The 15,729-nt window shown below is 59.6% G+C and carries 12 protein-coding genes; 8 read left to right on the top strand and 4 right to left on the bottom strand.

Annotated elements, in window-relative coordinates:
* Positions 1-28: 28 nt before the first annotated feature.
* On the bottom strand, positions 29-397 hold the full coding sequence (locus tag ACFC5L_RS17145) for a hypothetical protein (protein ID WP_375203914.1): 369 nt from the start codon (positions 395-397) through the stop codon (positions 29-31).
* A 361-nt stretch (positions 398-758) separates the two neighbouring features.
* Here ACFC5L_RS17145 and ACFC5L_RS17140 point away from each other — a divergent pair, with 361 nt between their 5' ends.
* The 5 genes from ACFC5L_RS17140 to ACFC5L_RS17120 all read left to right on the top strand — a co-directional run bounded on the left by ACFC5L_RS17140 (position 759) and on the right by ACFC5L_RS17120 (position 5,276).
* Entirely contained in the window at positions 759-1,433 is a 675-nt protein-coding gene (locus ACFC5L_RS17140; RefSeq protein ID WP_375204075.1) for an RlmE family RNA methyltransferase, read from the top strand.
* On the top strand, positions 1,430-2,002 hold the full coding sequence (locus ACFC5L_RS17135) for a hypothetical protein (RefSeq protein WP_375203913.1): 573 nt from the start codon (positions 1,430-1,432) through the stop codon (positions 2,000-2,002). The genes ACFC5L_RS17140 and ACFC5L_RS17135 overlap by 4 nt, the downstream gene beginning before the upstream one ends.
* A gap of 10 nt (positions 2,003-2,012) precedes the next feature.
* On the top strand, positions 2,013-3,488 hold the full coding sequence (gene guaB, locus ACFC5L_RS17130) for an IMP dehydrogenase (protein WP_375203912.1): 1,476 nt from the start codon (positions 2,013-2,015) through the stop codon (positions 3,486-3,488).
* A gap of 159 nt (positions 3,489-3,647) precedes the next feature.
* Complete coding sequence (locus ACFC5L_RS17125) at positions 3,648-3,899, top strand: hypothetical protein (protein WP_375203911.1); 252 nt, start codon at positions 3,648-3,650, stop codon at positions 3,897-3,899.
* A gap of 81 nt (positions 3,900-3,980) precedes the next feature.
* Positions 3,981-5,276, top strand: coding sequence for an RsmB/NOP family class I SAM-dependent RNA methyltransferase (locus ACFC5L_RS17120; protein WP_375203910.1), 1,296 nt, complete (start codon positions 3,981-3,983; stop codon positions 5,274-5,276).
* On the opposite strand, the gene ACFC5L_RS17115 is transcribed toward ACFC5L_RS17120, so the two are convergent.
* On the bottom strand, positions 5,260-6,510 hold the full coding sequence (locus ACFC5L_RS17115) for a metal-dependent hydrolase family protein (protein WP_375203909.1): 1,251 nt from the start codon (positions 6,508-6,510) through the stop codon (positions 5,260-5,262). The genes ACFC5L_RS17120 and ACFC5L_RS17115 overlap by 17 nt on opposite strands.
* Positions 6,511-6,766: 256 nt before the next feature.
* On the opposite strand from ACFC5L_RS17115, the gene guaA reads away from it, so the two are divergent.
* Both guaA and ACFC5L_RS17105 read left to right on the top strand, forming a co-directional pair.
* On the top strand, positions 6,767-8,329 hold the full coding sequence (gene guaA, locus ACFC5L_RS17110) for a glutamine-hydrolyzing GMP synthase (protein ID WP_375203908.1): 1,563 nt from the start codon (positions 6,767-6,769) through the stop codon (positions 8,327-8,329).
* A gap of 5 nt (positions 8,330-8,334) precedes the next feature.
* Positions 8,335-8,937, top strand: coding sequence for an O-methyltransferase (locus ACFC5L_RS17105; RefSeq protein WP_375203907.1), 603 nt, complete (start codon positions 8,335-8,337; stop codon positions 8,935-8,937).
* A gap of 138 nt (positions 8,938-9,075) precedes the next feature.
* Here the strand turns inward: ACFC5L_RS17105 and ACFC5L_RS17100 are convergent, their stop codons facing one another.
* A complete protein-coding gene (locus tag ACFC5L_RS17100; protein ID WP_375203906.1) occupies positions 9,076-11,430 on the bottom strand; it encodes a TonB-dependent receptor in 2,355 nt (784 codons plus the stop codon).
* Positions 11,431-11,667: 237 nt separating this feature from the next.
* Between ACFC5L_RS17100 and ACFC5L_RS17095 the strand changes: the two genes are divergently transcribed.
* Positions 11,668-13,140: an aldehyde dehydrogenase gene (locus tag ACFC5L_RS17095; protein ID WP_375203905.1), complete on the top strand. Its 1,473-nt coding sequence runs from the start codon at positions 11,668-11,670 to the stop codon at positions 13,138-13,140.
* 30 nt (positions 13,141-13,170) lie between these two features.
* On the opposite strand, the gene ACFC5L_RS17090 is transcribed toward ACFC5L_RS17095, so the two are convergent.
* Entirely contained in the window at positions 13,171-15,723 is a 2,553-nt protein-coding gene (locus ACFC5L_RS17090) for a LuxR C-terminal-related transcriptional regulator (RefSeq protein ID WP_375203904.1), read from the bottom strand.
* Between the last annotated feature and the right edge of the window lie 6 nt (positions 15,724-15,729).

Here is a 15,729-nt window from a genome sequence, read left to right as displayed (position 1 = left end):
CGCCGCGGGCGCGCTTTGACCGACGAGTCTAAACCGTCGGCTCTCTGGGCGCAAAGAAGTGGAACGCCACATATGCCGCGCCGACAAGGCCGGGAAAGGATGCAACACCCAGCATGGGTCTGACGGCTTCTTCCTCGGGGATGGCGAGGCCCAGCGTGATAAAGGCGGCGGCGATGGCGATCAAAATGATGCCTTTGCGCAGATCCGCATAGGGCCCCACATTGTCGCGAATAATCGCCTCTACGAGCGCCGCATCGACCGTGCCGGTCTTTTCGATGGCGACCTTGATCGCATCGTAAACGATAGTCCGCTTTTTGTAGCTGAAATAGAAAGCAGACACGACAATCACGGCGAGAGACCCGAAAACCACGAGGGGGATGAGAACATCTTCGGCCATAACTCAAATTTCCTTTTCTTTACTTTTAACGTGTTCGCCCGGCTTTTCGCCGGCTTGTACCCTGTTGGATGCGCCGGGCCTCCCGTTTGGATGTCCGGGGCCGCGAATTTTCTCCGAAAAACGGCCAGATGATGGGTTTGAGCGGCGAAATGAGCCGTTTTCGGGCCGTCTGCGGATCCTGCCGCGCTGCGTCAAAAACCGGTTGAAACACCCTGAGACTCCGCTATGAAGGCCCATGGAGCGACGCAATTCCTCATCCAAACCGCCGCAAACCCGGCGAAAGCGCGCGAAAAAGACCAATATCGCGACGACGGCGCTTGGCGCAGAGCCTGAAAAACGCTCGCGCAAGAAAGACGCGCCCATGGCCGGTGAGGCCAAGCCGCGCGACTTCAATGTCCATGTGAAGACGGCCAAGCGGCGCGATTACGCATCGACGCTCTGGCTCAAGCGGCAATTGAACGATCCCTATGTGCGCAAAGCCAAGGCCGAGGGATGGCGTTCGCGCGCCGCTTACAAGCTTCTCGAACTCGACGAGAAGTTTTCCCTGCTAAAGCCTGGCGCCCGGATCGTCGATCTCGGTTGCGCGCCCGGCGGCTGGCTGCAGGTCGCGGTGAATGCCATTGGCAAAAAAGGCAAGGTCGTCGGCATCGATTATCTCCATGTGCCAGCGGTGCCGGGCGCGGAAATTCTCGAAATGGATTTTCTCGACGAAGAAGCTCCCGACCGTCTGAAAGAGATGCTCAGCGGCGAAGCCGATGTGGTGCTCTCCGACATGGCGGCGCCGACGACGGGACACCGCTCCACGGATCACTTGCGCATTGTCGCGCTCGCCGAAGCCGCGCTTGATTACGCCGAAGACGTGTTGGCGCCCGGCGGCGCTTTTGTCTGCAAGGTTTTCGCCGGCGGCGCCGAGGGCGATTTGCTGACCCGCCTCAAACAGAATTTCGAAAGCGTCAAACACGCCAAGCCGAAAGCCTCGCGTTCGGATTCGGCGGAAAAATATGTGGTCGCAACCGGCTTCAGGGGGCGGTCATGACAGTCATCACCGCAATCTATGATCAGGCTGAAAACGTGACATGGCTAGGTTCCAATGGCCGGGCGACAATCGGCAGCTATGTAGGGCCGTCCATCGATACAAAATGGTGGGCGATCCATGACTGGGCCATCGGCATCACCGGCGCAGGCCCGAAACTCGAAGCGCTGGAAGCCAACCAGAAAGATTTTCCGAAACACGCAACGCGGCCGTTTGAAGTTCTGACCTTCATGAAGGAGGCTTACGGCGCCTTTGACATTGGCGAGATGGAGGAGGGGTTGAAGCGCTATTGCGGCAATGGCCTTCTCATCCATAAGAGCGGCGCCATCTGGGACTTCGACAATTCGTTTTGTTTAACCCCGGTCGCCAAAGGCGGCTTCTGGGCGCGCGGCTCCGGCATGGATATCGCGCTCGGCGCCGGGATCGCGCTGAAAGAGTTCATGCCGTCAGCCAAGGCGCTCACAAGGCGCGTTCTTGAGATCACTGTCGCCAATGATGTCGACAGCCCTGGCGAAATTCTGCTGCAATCATTCGACGCCGACGGCGTCCTGTCCGATCCGATAGAGGTGTGAGGTAACGATCATGCAAATCCGTGAAGCGCTGACATTCGACGATGTGCTTTTGGAGCCCGGAGCGTCCGAGGTGATGCCTTCGGAGGTGGATGTGAAAGCGCAGCTGACGCGTGAGATCACGCTCAACATTCCGGTGCTGTCTTCCGCCATGGATACAGTGACGGAGGCGGAAATGGCCATCGCCATGGCTCAGAATGGCGGCATTGGCGTGCTTCACCGCAATTTGTCTGTTGAGATTCAGGCCGAACATGTGCGCCGGGTCAAACGCTTTGAAAGCGGCATGGTGGTGAACCCGCTCACCCTGACGCCGGATGACACCCTTCACACCGCGCAGGAATTGATGCTGGAGAAAAGCATATCCGGTTTCCCGGTCGTGGAAAATCGCGACGCCAATGGCGTCGGCAAGCTCGTCGGCGTGTTGACCAACCGCGACATGCGCTTTGCGCGCAATCTCGATCAGCCGGTGCGCGATCTCATGACGGCGGTGGATCTTGTGACAGTGAAACCCGGCACATCGCAGGATGAAGTGCGCGAGCTTTGTCACAAGCGCCGCATCGAGCGAGTGGTCGTTGTCGACGATGATTATCGCTGCGTCGGACTTATCACCGTCAAGGACATGGAAAAGGCGCGGGCCTATCCTATGGCGGCGAAGGATGCCGAAGGGCGTTTGCTCGTCGCGGCAGCGTCCTCTGTGGGCGATGCGGGCTATGAACGCATCGAAGCGCTGATCGACGCCGGATGCGACGTCATTGTCATCGACACCGCGCATGGTCATTCCTCGAAAGTTGTCGATCAGGTTCGCCGCGTAAAACGCGCGTTCAACAAAACGCAAGTGATCGCCGGCAATGTCGCCACTTATGACGCGGCGAAAGCGCTGATCGACGCCGGGGCTGATGCGGTGAAAGTCGGCATCGGGCCGGGCTCCATTTGCACGACCCGTATTGTCGCGGGTGTCGGCGTGCCGCAATTGACGGCGGTCATGGACGCCTCGCGCGCGGGCCGCGAAGCGGGCGTTCCTGTCATCGCCGATGGCGGCGTCAAATATTCCGGCGACATGGCGAAGGCGCTCGCCGCCGGCGCCGATTGCGTCATGATCGGCTCGCTGCTTGCCGGCACTGACGAAGCCCCGGGCGAGGTCTTTCTCTATCAGGGCCGCTCCTACAAATCCTATCGCGGCATGGGCTCTATTACGGCCATGTCGCGGGGCTCCGCCGACCGCTACTTCCAGGCCGATGTGAAAGAACAGATGAAGCTCGTCCCTGAAGGGATCGAGGGGCGCGTTCCCTATAAAGGTCCGATCGGTCCGATCCTGCATCAGCTTGTGGGCGGGGTCCGCGCCTCCATGGGCTATGTGGGCGCGCCGTCGATCGCCGAAATGCAAAAGCGCGCGCGGTTCGTCAAAATCACCAATGCGGGGCTGAAAGAAAGCCACGTCCATGACGTCGCCATTACCCGCGAAGCGCCGAACTACCCGACGCCGAATTAGGGTTTCCCATCGAAAACGGCTTTGTCTTCCCCGCCGGTCTGTTCGCGAGGGGCGGAATTGCGCTAGGCTCCGGCCCGGGCATACCGGAAAGTCGCGCAGCGTCCGGTGCAAGGGGGCCCGACAGATATGAAAACGCACAAGGATTTAGGGAGTTTACCCATGAAAAAAGCTTACCTTCTTGCGGGCGCCATGGCGCTCGTCGCCAGCGCTGCGCTTGCCGGCGACTCACAGTCGGCCTGTGAAGAATTCGCCGCTAATAATGGCGTTTCGGCCGAGCCCTGCGCCTGCATCGCCGAAGCGGTCGCTGGCGACGCGGACCTTCAGGCCGAACAGATGGCGCTTGTCACGATGGAGGATTATGAAAATTCCTCCGACGAGTTGCACGCCGCCCTCGATCCCTGCGTCGAGTAATAAACGGCTAAACACTTTTGAGCGCCGCGATTTATCCGTAAAGGGATGATCGCGGCGTTTTTATTTGAAAAGGCTAACTGAATGCAGCTCGGTGGACGGATTTCCGCAGCGATAGAGATCCTTGAGGATTTTGAGGCGCGGCGTGTGCCGTTGAGGACGGCGATCGCAGACTGGGGCCGCTCGAACCGCTATGCGGGCGCCAAGGACCGTGCGTTTATATCGGGTCTTTGTCTTGATGCGCTGCGCCGCCGGCGGTCGCTGGCGAGGACGATGGATAGTGAAGGCGCCCGGGCGGCTATACTTGGCGCGCTGGGGTTTTTGTGGAATCGTCGCGTCGAGGATATCGCGGCGGCTGTCACCGAAGAGCACGGTCCCGGCGCACTCACCGAAAATGAACAGGCGACGCTTTCGGGCGCCGTGCTGGAAGAGGCGGGCGATTATCCCGACTGGCTGGCGCCCAACCTCCGGCGTGTATTTGGCGATGATGTGGATGCGGTCATGGCGGCGTTTTCGGAACGCGCTGATGTCGATTTGCGCCTCAACACGCTCAAAGCATCGCCTGAAAAAGCGCTTACGGCGTTGAAGACCGTAAAAGCCGAAGCGGCGCCCCTGCTTAAAACCGCCGCACGTATCGCGGCGCCGCAGCCAAGCGAAAAGGCCCCGGGCGTCACCGTCATCCCAGCCTTCAACAAGGGCTGGGTCGAGGTGCAGGATCTCGGAAGCCAGCTTGCGGCCTCGGCGGCCGGCGATGTTAAAGGGGCGCAGGTTTTGGACTATTGCGCCGGCGGCGGCGGCAAAACGCTGGCGCTCGCGGCGATGATGGAGAACACAGGTCAGCTTTACGCCTATGACCGTGATCCGCGCCGTCTCCAGCCTTTGTTTCATCGCGCCAAACGCGCGGGCGTCCGCAATCTCCAAATTCGTTCGCCTGCGGGCGGAGAGGGGCTCGATGATCTCACGGGCAAAATGGATTTGGTTTTCGTCGATGCGCCCTGCACTGGCGCAGGCACATGGCGGCGCCATCCCGACACCAAATGGCGGCTCACGGAAAAACAGTTGCAAACGCGGATGAGCGAGCAGGATGCGGTGCTGAAGGAAGCGGCGCGTTTCGTCAAACCCGGCGGGCGCATGGTCTGGGTCACCTGTTCTTTTCTTATGGAGGAAAACGAGGACAGGCTCGCCGCGTTTCTTGAAACGCAGTCAGAATTCTCCCGTGCGCCGGCGCTTGAGTTTATGGAAAAATCCGGCCTGCTCATCGACGAAGAGAAAGCAGCGCTTCAGCCTTGCATGACGCCTGAGGGCGCGGTTCGTCTAACGCCGGACAACATCCGCGCCGATGGATTTTTCGTTGCTGTCCTCGTCAGGGCTGGCGGATAATCGTTCCGCCCTGCATGACGAACGAGACTGCGCGCAAAGCCGATATATCAGCGGAGGGATCGCCCGGCATGGCGGCGAGATCGGCGACCAGACCGGGGTGAATGGCGCCGATCTCATCTTCAAGATGCAGGATTTTCGCGTTGCCGGATGTCGCCGCCTTTAAGGCGTCAATCGGTGAAACACCGTAATCGACCATGAGCTCCAGCTCCCAGGCATTATCGCCGTGATCGAAAACACCCACATCCGAACCGTTGCAGAGCGGTGTTCCGGCGCGAAGGATGCGCGCCATCTGGTCGTGCTTATCCGTGATGCGATCGGGCGCAGAATCGGGGCGGCCGTCCCACCCGCGGTAGCGCATAATCGCTTCAACCGCGCCGAGGGTGGGGCAGATGGCGACGCCTTTGCGCGCCATCAGGCGATAAGTATCCAGCGAGCCCCTGTCGCCATGTTCGATCGTCTCGACGCCGGCTTCAATCGCCATACGCATGCTTTCGTCAAGTCCGGCATGAGCGACAACCGGGACGCCGGCGGCCTTGGCGGTTTCCACAATCGCTTTTAATTCGCTTACGGAAAATGTTGGTCGAGGCTCTCCCGCAGGCCCCCAGCTGTAATCGGCGTAGACCTTGATCCAGTCGGCGCCGCCGCCGATCTGGCGGCGTGTTTCCGTGATCAGGTTTTCAATGCCGCTGACCTCAACCGCGCCTTTGGGGACTGTCACGCCCTCATGAAACCCTTTGGGTCCGTAAACACCCGTCGCGACAATGGCGGGACCGGCGACGATAAGACGGGGGCCCTTGATGACGCCTTTTTCGAGCGCCTGGCGCAGCCCCACATCGGCGAATCCCGCGCCTTCCGATCCAAGGTCGCGCAGGGTCGTGAAGCCGGCCTCGAGTGTGTCTTTCAAATGATTGACAGCACGCGCTGAGCGTTCGGCGACAGACTCCTTGAGGACTTGGTCGTTCCACGAGGTTTCGTCATAAGGGTGGAGCAGCACATGGGAGTGGGCGTCGATGAAGCCCGGCGTCAGCGTCATGCCGGAAAGGTCGATTACCTCGGCTCCGGTCTGGTCCACATTTGGCCCGGCGGCTGCGATGCGTCCGCCTTCGACCCGCACATGCCAGCCTTCGCGCATGGCCTCGCCGTCGAACACGCGATCGGGCGTCAGCACATAAATCTGCGCCTGCGCCGCCATGCTCGCCAGAAACCAGAAAATTATGGCCAGAACTCTCGTCATCGCCCGTCTCCGTTTTGTGAGAGGGTCGTCGACGCCGCGCCGAGGGTCAAGGCGACGCGCCGCCACTTTGGTGGTGGGGGACGCATGGGGCGGCGGCAAGTATAAGGGCAATCCGGCTCCCGTGGATAAGTTTTCACGGGGGTTCGCCAGGCCCTATAGTGCCATGGAAATTCTCTGTTGCGCTTGCGAAAAGAGGCGTGACCTTACCGTGAGACTCAGCTAAAGGCTCAACATGCAGCCAGATCCTCAAGCCCAAATGCACGCCCCCCAACATGAGAGGGCCCTGATTGTCGATTTCGGCAGCCAGGTGACGCAGCTCATCGCCCGCCGCCTTCGCGAGGCCGGGGTTTATTGCGAAATTCATCCTTTCAATCGCGTCGACAAGGCGTTTCTGGACGATTTCCGGCCCAAGGCGATTATCCTCTCCGGCGGCCCGGCCAGCGTCAAAATCGAGACGAGCCCGCGCGCCGATCAGGCGGTTTATGATTACGGCGCGCCGATCCTCGGCATCTGCTACGGCGAACAGACCATCTGCGCCCAGCTTGGCGGCGATGTTGAAAGTTCCGATCATCGCGAATTCGGCCGCGCCATGATCGACGTGGTGAAAGCAAGCCAGCTTTTTGACGGTGTGTGGGAGCCGGGTTCGCGCCATCAGGTGTGGATGAGCCATGGCGATCGCGTGAACGCGATCCCTGACGGTTTTGAAGTCATCGCCAAATCCGACGGCGCGCCCTTCGCGGCCATCGCGAACGAGGCCCGCAAGATTTACGCTGTGCAGTTCCATCCGGAAGTGGTGCACACGCCGGACGGGGCGAAGCTGCTTGCGAATTTTGTCCAGAAGATCGCGGGGCTCACTGGCGACTGGACCATGGCCGCGTTCCGCGAGGAGGCGATCGCCCAGATCCGCGAACAGGTGGGCGACGCCCGCGTCATTTGCGGCCTATCTGGCGGCGTCGACTCCTCCGTCGCCGCCGTGCTGATACACGAAGCCATCGGCGAGCAGCTGACTTGCGTTTTTGTGGACACGGGGCTGATGCGCGCGGGCGAGGGTGAGGAGGTCGTGCGTCTCTTCCGCGACAGCTACAACATCCCGCTGATCCATGTTGAGGCGGAGGACTTGTTCCTCGGCAAGCTTGCCGGCGTCGACGACCCGGAGAAAAAGCGCAAGATTATTGGCGGCCTTTTCATCGACGTCTTCGACAAGGAAGCCTCGCAGATCGAGAATGCGGAATTTCTGGCGCAGGGAACGCTCTACCCGGACGTCATTGAAAGCGTCTCTTTCGACGGCGGGCCGTCGGTCACGATCAAGTCGCATCACAATGTGGGCGGTCTGCCGGAGCGGATGAATCTGAAACTGGTCGAACCCTTGCGCGAGCTTTTCAAAGACGAGGTGAGGGCGCTGGGCCGCGAGCTTGGGCTTCCTGAGCATTTCGTTGGGCGCCACCCGTTCCCGGGCCCAGGGCTCGCCATCCGTATTCCAGGCGAAGTCACGAAAGAAAAAGCGGATATCTTGCGCAAGGCCGACGCCATCTATCTCGATGAGATCAGGAAAGCGGGTCTATACGACGCCATCTGGCAGGCTTTTGCCGTATTGCTTCCCGTGCGCACGGTCGGCGTCATGGGCGATGAGCGCACTTACGATCATGTGCTGGCGCTGCGCGCCGTCACTTCAACCGACGGCATGACCGCAGATTATTATCCGTTCCCGCATGAATTTTTGGGCGCCTGCGCCACACGCATCATCAATGAAGTGCGCGGCGTCAATCGCGTCGTCTATGACGTCACCTCAAAACCACCGGGAACGATCGAGTGGGAATAGGGCCCATGGATGATAAGGTAACCGCTGTTCTCGACGAGTATCACACGCGCATGCAGCGCGAGCGTAATGAGCGCGAAGGCAAGAATAGCGCCGATTTTCTCGACAAGCACATGTTGTCGGTCGGGCCGGACACCGGTCCGTTTATCAATCTGATCGCGCGCAGCATGGACGCACCGCACATTCTCGAGATCGGCACATCTTTCGGCTATTCCGGCATATGGCTGGGTGATGCGGCAAGGGCTTCGGGCGGGCGTGTGACGACGCTGGAGCTGGACGCGTCCAAGTCAGCCCACGCAAAGAAAATGTCGGAAAAAGCGGGGCTTGCAGATTACGTAGACTTTCAGATTGGCGACGCCGTCGAACTCATCGGCAAGCTTTCATCAGGCGTCGATTTCGTCCTGCTCGATCTCTGGAAGGATATGTATGTCGCCTGTCTCGAGGCGTTCTTTCCGAAGCTCAATCCCGGCGCCATCATCGTCGCGGACAATATGATTTATCCGGGCGGCGAAAACACCGAACGCTATGGAAAAGCTGTGCGCGCCAAGCCGGGGATCAACAGCGTCCTCCTGCCCGTCGGCACCGGGCTCGAGATTAGCCGGCTGTCCTGATTGGACAGCGGCTATATGCAGCTTGCGAAGCGTTTTTTGACCGGTTTCGATTGAGAGTTCTATGAACGCAGATCGCTTCAATCTGTTCTTCGCCTTGTTTCCCAATCAGGCGGGGCCTTTCGCCGACGCCTTTCTGACCTAATAGTTGAAGCGTACGCTGACGCCATAAGTTGCGGGAACAGTGTACTGCACGCGGTTAAAGCCGAAGTCTCCGAGATCGGCGACATAAGTGATGTAGCGCGTATTTGTGATGTTCTTGCCCCATGCGGCTATCTCGGTCCGGCCGTCCGGCGTGCGATAGGCCGCACGCAGGCCGACGATAACGCCATCCCCGGTGCGCAGGTTCGCCAGATTGCGGGTGTCAGTATAAGTGCGTGACTGATAGCTGTAATCACCAGACAGGATGATTGCCGCGGATGACGGAAGGTCGATGGTGTAAGTCGCGCTGCCGCTCGTCGAGACTTTCGGCGCGTAGGCGAGTTCGTTGCCGCGCAGATTAGCGCCGTTTCCGCCGATAAAATCGGCGGTGATTTCCGAGTCGAGAAGGCTAAGGCCGGCGCTAACGACGAGCGCTTCGACCGGGCGCGCCAATAGTTCCAGCTCGGCGCCGTAGACGCGCGCCTTCGGCGCGTTCCGCAATACCTGCTGCGGGATGCCGCCTGTGCTTTCCAGAGAATAGACCTGCAGGTCGCGGTAGTCGTAGTAAAACCCTGTCGCATTGAGACGCAAGCGGCTGTCAAGCCATTCGCTTTTCACCCCGGCTTCATAGGCGCGAAGACTTTCGTCTCCGAACGGCTCAGCTTGAATGGGATCGAGCATGAATGCGCCGTTGAAGCCGCCGGACTTCGATCCCTTGCTTGCGCTTGCGTAGAAAAATACGTCTTCGGTCGCCTGCCATTCGATGGCGCCGCGCCAGGAAAGATCGTCAAAAGACGTCTTGTTGTTGCCGAGCGCAGCGCTGACTTCAACCAGGGGAATGGTGACGAAGGGCTCTACTAGAGCGGACATGTAATCAAAAGTGCGATCTTCTTCCGAATAGCGCAGACCGCCCGTCAGCGTCACAGAGTCGGCAAGGCGATAATAGGCTTGCCCGAAGAACGCCCATGACTCCACTTTCTGGTCATAGGAATAAGTGCTAGCGAGAGTTGGATAGGCGAAGATCGGGTTGCCGAGCATAGCGGCGAGATCAGGCCCGCCTGTGGGATTGAAGCCGGCCTCCAGCGGCAATCCAAGCATCAGGTCTGCAGCGGCGGCGGCGATGGCGGGGCGGACTTCACGGAAGAGGTCAAACGCGCCGTCAAAATGCAGATCTTCGTTGAAGTAATAACCGCCGGCGAGCCAGTAAAACCGCTTTTCTGTCGGCGAAGCGATGCGTACTTCCTGCGTGAACTGAGTGCTTTCCGGCCGGTGCACGGCGTCCAGAAGGTCGTTCGGGCTGTCGTCGCCGTCGAAAATCGTGTCGCGGCGGACATCTTCATATGCTGATATTGAAGTCAGGGAATATTCGCCGATGGCGATGTCGGCTTTCAGATTGCCGCCCCAGACTTCGACCAGTTCCCGGCTCGGGTGATTGTACTGGACTGTGTCTGGGTCTGTGTAGCCTTCACTATACCCCAATGCGTCGACGCAAACACCAGTATCAAGCATGTCGAGAGAGCAAGGCGTGAAGGTGGCCGGGTCAAGGAGGCCGCGGTGGTTGAAATTGAGGCCCGTGGTTTCGCTGCGGCCGTAGTGAACATTGAATTTCAGTTCGACTGCGTCCGATGGCGTCACATCGACCAGCAGCCGCATGGCGCCTGTGTCTAGGTCGTTAAATCGCTCCGGCGCGCCTTCGAGGACGGGCGAAGTGTTTTCGATCGTGCCGTCGCGGCGGTGATAGGTTCCGGAAATACGCGCTTTCACAACGCCGGGAACGATCGGGCCGCCGACGCCGAGCTCCACCTGTGCTTCGTCATAGCGGCCATAGAGGGCGCGCGCATAAGCGCTGAGTTCGTCAGTGGGACGGCGCGACAGGAAATTGATGGCGCCGCCCGTTGTGTTGCGGCCGTATAGCGTGCCTTGAGGGCCGCGCAGAACTTCGACCCGTTCCGTATCGAAGAACTGGAAGAGCTGTCCGGCGGGCGAGCTTTGATAGACTTCGTCAATATAGACACCGACCGCGCCAGTGACATTAGCGTTAAAGTCCCCAATGCCGACGCCCCGAATATAAATGTTCGGATTCGCTGCGCCAAAGTCCGTCTTCACTGCGAGACTGGGCGTCTGCAATGCAAGGTCCTGCACATTGTTGATGCCGCGCGCTTCCAGGGTTTCGCCTGTCACCGCGGTGATGGAGAGGGGAGCGCTTTGCAGGTTCTGCGACTGACGCTGGGCCGTGACGACAATGTTGTCGAGCCCGGCGCTGCTGTTGGCCGCCGCATTATCCTCTTGCGCTTGTGCTGCAGTTGCGAATGCGATGCTGCTGACGCAGGACATCAAAAAGTGACGAACACACATATTTATACCCTCCCAAAAATGCGGCCGATCTTGGGTTCATGCATGCCGGCCGTCATATTTTATATGTTTGCGCCAGCTTAGGGCGGGCAGATGGCCCATGTACCAGCCCAAAGTCGGGGTTGGGGGCGGGACCGACAAAATTTCACCGGCTGCAGCGGCCCATCCTTTGGGCGGGTCTCTGGCCCGCCAGCCTCCCTTAGGTTGTCCAGCAAGAAAACCAATAAAGGAGGAGGGACCATGGCCGTCCTGCGCACATATCAACAATATATTGATGGTAAATGGACGGATGCGGTCTCGGGCGCGACCTTTGAGTCCGAAAATCCTACGTTTCGTGAACCGTGGGCGGTCGCGCCGGATAGTGGAAAAGAAGATATCGATCTGGCGGTCGCCGCGGCGCGGCGCGCATTTGAGTCGGAGGAGTGGCGCACATCGCTTCCGCAATACCGGGCGCGCTTATTGCGTCGTCTGGCGGCGCTCGTGGAAAAATACGGACCTGACATTGCGGAGATTGAAACGCAGGACAATGGCAAACTGATTACAGAGCAACGCCTGCAATGGATGCTAGCGGCGGAGCTATTGTATTACTGGGCCGGCATGGCGGATAAAATTGACGGGCGCATGATTGCAGCGCCCTTGCCGCTGCCAGTGAAAAATCTGCCGATCCCAGAAAGCTTCGTTTATACAAGGCGCGAGCCGGTTGGCGTGGTCGCAGCGATTACCCCGTGGAACTCGCCGGGCGGCCAGCTTCTATACAAATTGGGCCCAGCAATTGCCGCCGGCTGCACGATTGTCGCCAAGCCGTCAGAGCACACGCCCGCCTCTGCGCTGGAGATCGCCAAGCTTGTCGATAAGGCGGAATTTCCCGCCGGCGTTTTCAATGTTGTGACCAGTCAGGACCGCGAGGCCGGCGCCGCGCTTGTCGCGCATCCCGATGTGCACAAGGTGAGCTTCACAGGATCCACGGCGACGGGAAAGGCGATTGTTCGTGCGGCGGCTGATAATATGAAACGCGTCACCTGCGAACTTGGCGGCAAGAGCGCCAGCCTTGTTTTTGATGACGCCGATATTCCGACTGCAGTCAAAGGCGTCATGGCGGGGATTTTTGCGGCCGCTGGCCAGACCTGCATGGCGGGGTCTCGCGTGCTTGTGCATGAAGATATTCACGACAGCTTCGTTGCTGCGCTGGCGGACGCAGCGCAGAGCATGGTCATTGGCGACCCTATAGACCCTGCGACGCAGATGGGTCCGATTTCGAACCGGCAGAATTACGAAAAAGTGATGGGTTATCTCGAAGTCGCGGAGGATGAAGGCGCGCGCATCCTTTGCGGAGGGCCGCATGAGACATTAGGCGGGTATTACATAAAGCCGACTATCGTGACCAATGTCACGAATTCCATGCGTATTGCGCGCGAAGAGATTTTCGGCCCGGTCGCCTCAATTATCCGTTTCAACAGCGAGGAAGAGGCGATTGCGATCGCGAATGATACGGAATACGGACTTGGCGGCGCCGTCTTCACGCAAAGCATTGCACGGGCGCATCGCGTCGCGCACCGGCTGAGAACAGGATCGGTGTGGATCAACACTTACCGGCTGGTGACGCATATGGCGCCATTTGGCGGCTACAAGGAGAGCGGGTGGGGACGTGAAGGCAGCCTTGAAGGGCTCGACGCCTTCCTTGAAACCAAGGCGGTCTGGACGCCGGTTGAGTAACTCCATCCTGTCCAGGCCTTTGCATCGCGATCAGGCCAGGAGGCGAAGCTGACGCGCGCGCGCAATGGCCGCGGATCGGTTTGAGGCGTGAAGTTTCGACAATATGTTCCCGATATGCCACTTTACGGTTGCGACGGATATAAACAATTCTTCCGCTATGCCCTGATTGTTGCGCCCCTCGGCCGCAAGCTGAAGCACTTCGAGTTCCTTCGGGGTAAGGTCCGTTGTGGCCGCAACGCGCGCATTGCACGCGAACGCTTTGCGCTGTGCGGGCGTTTCGTCGAACCGGTCTGCATTTGGGCGGTCCGCATCGACCAGCCAGGCGTCGTCCGTGATGTCCTGGGCGCTGCGCTTGCTGCGATAGGCGGAAAGAAGCTGTTGAAAAGACGCATGATGGAAGTCGAGAAATGCGCGCATATTGCGTGATTTCTCGCCGAGCTTGAATGCTTCGCGCAATGTGCGGAACGCTTTGGCGTCTTCGCCGCCTGAATGTAAGGCTGTCGCATGCAAGAGCAAAGCCTGCAGCAACATTGGCGCGCTTTCACTGCGTCTTGCCAGTCCCAGCGTATCGTATGTTTTCGCGATAAGGTTTTCTTCATCGCCGTTGGCAAGCGCAAGACGATGTTCCGCCAGCATGGCCACAAGCTGGGCCCGCTTCAGCCAGAACGATTTCGCAGGCGCGTTTTGAAGCGCTGTATGTGCGTCCTCAAGCCGCTGTTGTGCTGCTTCGGCGGCGCCGAGCGCAGACTGTATGTCGATGACGATGGCATGGGCTCTGGCTGTTGTGACCGGCCGGCGAAGGCGGTGAGCAAGGCCGTGAAGCGCTTCGGATAAATGGAGGCCGCTCTCCCAATCGCCTTGCGCGCAGGCGAGGCGGGTTTCAAGCAGCCGGTGCTCAAATTCCCATTCCGGGCTTTGCAGCGCAGGCAAGAGCTCTGCGGCTTCGCTCAGCCATCGCGCGGCGTTTTCAAGATTGTTGCGCGCATAAGCAAGCCGCGCCAGTATAATGACGGCCGGAGCAATCGCCGGAATGCGCATATTTGTCCATTGTGCGAGATCCTTCACCAAGGCCGTACAGCGATCTTCCGTCTGAATGAAATCGCCGCCGTCATAGTCAATCTGCGCCAGCACCATCTGACCGACAATGAGCGCATACCAGGACGAACTTGCCTCCAGATGCGCCATTGAGTCGAGAATGGCGGCGCGTGCGCCCGCAAAATCACCCTGGCGGTGGAGGATAGCGCCTTTTAATAAAAGCGCTTCGCCGTAGACAGTTCTTTGCTGTCGAAACGTATCTTCCAGCAAAGCATCGATCCGGCGCAAATCGATGTCATCGGGGCAGCGGTGGAAGTCAATAAGCTCCCTGTGAAAGCGCGTATGGGCGGCGATCTCATCAGCGCGCTTCGCCTGCCCGTCGGTATCGTTGAGAAGCGACAAAACTTCTTCATTTGCACGGTCTGCTTCTTCCAGCCGTCCCGCCGCCGCAAGCGCAGTGACATAAAAGAGGCGGATGCGCGGACGCCCGTCATGTTCGACGACGGGCAGCCGGTCGAGCCAGGCGAGCGCTTCGCTGATTTGCCCATTGGCAATGAAGGCGCGCGCGCCTTTGTCGATGACCTCAGCAGCAAAGCGCGTGTCGCCGCATTCAAGTGCGTGTGCAGCCGCTTCGGTCGGCGTTCCGGCGGCAAGGCGCCATTCGGCTGCGGCGCGGTGCGCGCGCTCAAGCTCATCCAGACCAAGAGTCTGCGCGCTTCTTGCGAGATGTTTGCGGAACATGCGGTGGAACCGCCACCAGCCTTCCCGGTCGGGCGACGGGAAAAGCAGTGCGCCGGCCTCAGCAATAGCGGGAAGGTCCGTGCCGCCAGTGATATGCTCGAATAGCGGCACGCAGAGTTCGTCGGAGATGCTCGCAAGCAGAAGGCGCTGGCGTTGCGGTTCTGGCAGCGGGCGCAGGATGGTTTCATTGAAATAAGCTTCAAGACTGGTCGCGACATCAACGCTTCGATTGCTCCTGCGGCTGGCGGCCCATTGCAGCGCGAGAAATTTTGCCCCGGCTATCCAGCCTTCAGCCTTTTGTGCAATCTCGTGACAGACAGTTCGCGGAGCCTCCGGTTCTCTTATCGTCTTCAATAGAGCGAGAACATCCTCGGCGTCGCAACGAAGGTCGAGATGCGTCCAGATGCGCAAGCTCTCCTGCAATTGCATCTGCGCCGTTTGGATCGCCGGACGCGCGCGCGCGGCCATGATGACCCGCGGGCCTTCATCGGCGGATGTGAGGCGCATAACCGCATCAAGCAGGCGCGCATCATTGGCGTCGTCAATCAGGATAACATCGCCTTGACTGGCTGCGTCGAGTTGCTGCGCGTTCAGGTCCGGCTCAAGACGCAGGACTGTGTTGCTTTGCGCCAGGCGATTTTCGATCTCGTCCAATAGGCAGGTTTTGCCGTAACCGGCAGGCGTGCAAAGCAGGTGCAAGCGTTGCGGCGCTGAAAGAATGGCGTCGACGATAAGGCGGCGCGGCGTCGGCGAGACGTCGGGATGAGCAAGGCCTGCTGAAAGGGAGGTGACAGCGCCGTCAGGCATGGCGGA

Origin of the sequence: Hyphococcus sp. (assembly GCF_041986965.1) — a bacterium.
Classification (GTDB): domain Bacteria; phylum Pseudomonadota; class Alphaproteobacteria; order Caulobacterales; family Parvularculaceae; genus Hyphococcus.
Note: the sequence above shows the minus strand (reverse complement) of the source record. Positions and strands in the feature narration are given on the sequence as shown.

Coding starts and splice junctions, on each gene's coding strand:
- guaA (WP_375203908.1), top strand. CDS start 6,767: ATGCACGCCCCCCAACATGAGAGGGCCCTGATTGTCGATTTCGGCAGC.
- ACFC5L_RS17105 (WP_375203907.1), top strand. CDS start 8,335: ATGGATGATAAGGTAACCGCTGTTCTCGACGAGTATCACACGCGCATG.
- ACFC5L_RS17135 (WP_375203913.1), top strand. CDS start 1,430: ATGACAGTCATCACCGCAATCTATGATCAGGCTGAAAACGTGACATGG.
- ACFC5L_RS17125 (WP_375203911.1), top strand. CDS start 3,648: ATGAAAAAAGCTTACCTTCTTGCGGGCGCCATGGCGCTCGTCGCCAGC.
- ACFC5L_RS17115 (WP_375203909.1), bottom strand. CDS start 6,510: ATGACGAGAGTTCTGGCCATAATTTTCTGGTTTCTGGCGAGCATGGCG.
- guaB (WP_375203912.1), top strand. CDS start 2,013: ATGCAAATCCGTGAAGCGCTGACATTCGACGATGTGCTTTTGGAGCCC.
- ACFC5L_RS17145 (WP_375203914.1), bottom strand. CDS start 397: ATGGCCGAAGATGTTCTCATCCCCCTCGTGGTTTTCGGGTCTCTCGCC.
- ACFC5L_RS17100 (WP_375203906.1), bottom strand. CDS start 11,430: ATGTGTGTTCGTCACTTTTTGATGTCCTGCGTCAGCAGCATCGCATTC.
- ACFC5L_RS17090 (WP_375203904.1), bottom strand. CDS start 15,723: ATGCCTGACGGCGCTGTCACCTCCCTTTCAGCAGGCCTTGCTCATCCC.
- ACFC5L_RS17120 (WP_375203910.1), top strand. CDS start 3,981: ATGCAGCTCGGTGGACGGATTTCCGCAGCGATAGAGATCCTTGAGGAT.
- ACFC5L_RS17095 (WP_375203905.1), top strand. CDS start 11,668: ATGGCCGTCCTGCGCACATATCAACAATATATTGATGGTAAATGGACG.
- ACFC5L_RS17140 (WP_375204075.1), top strand. CDS start 759: ATGGCCGGTGAGGCCAAGCCGCGCGACTTCAATGTCCATGTGAAGACG.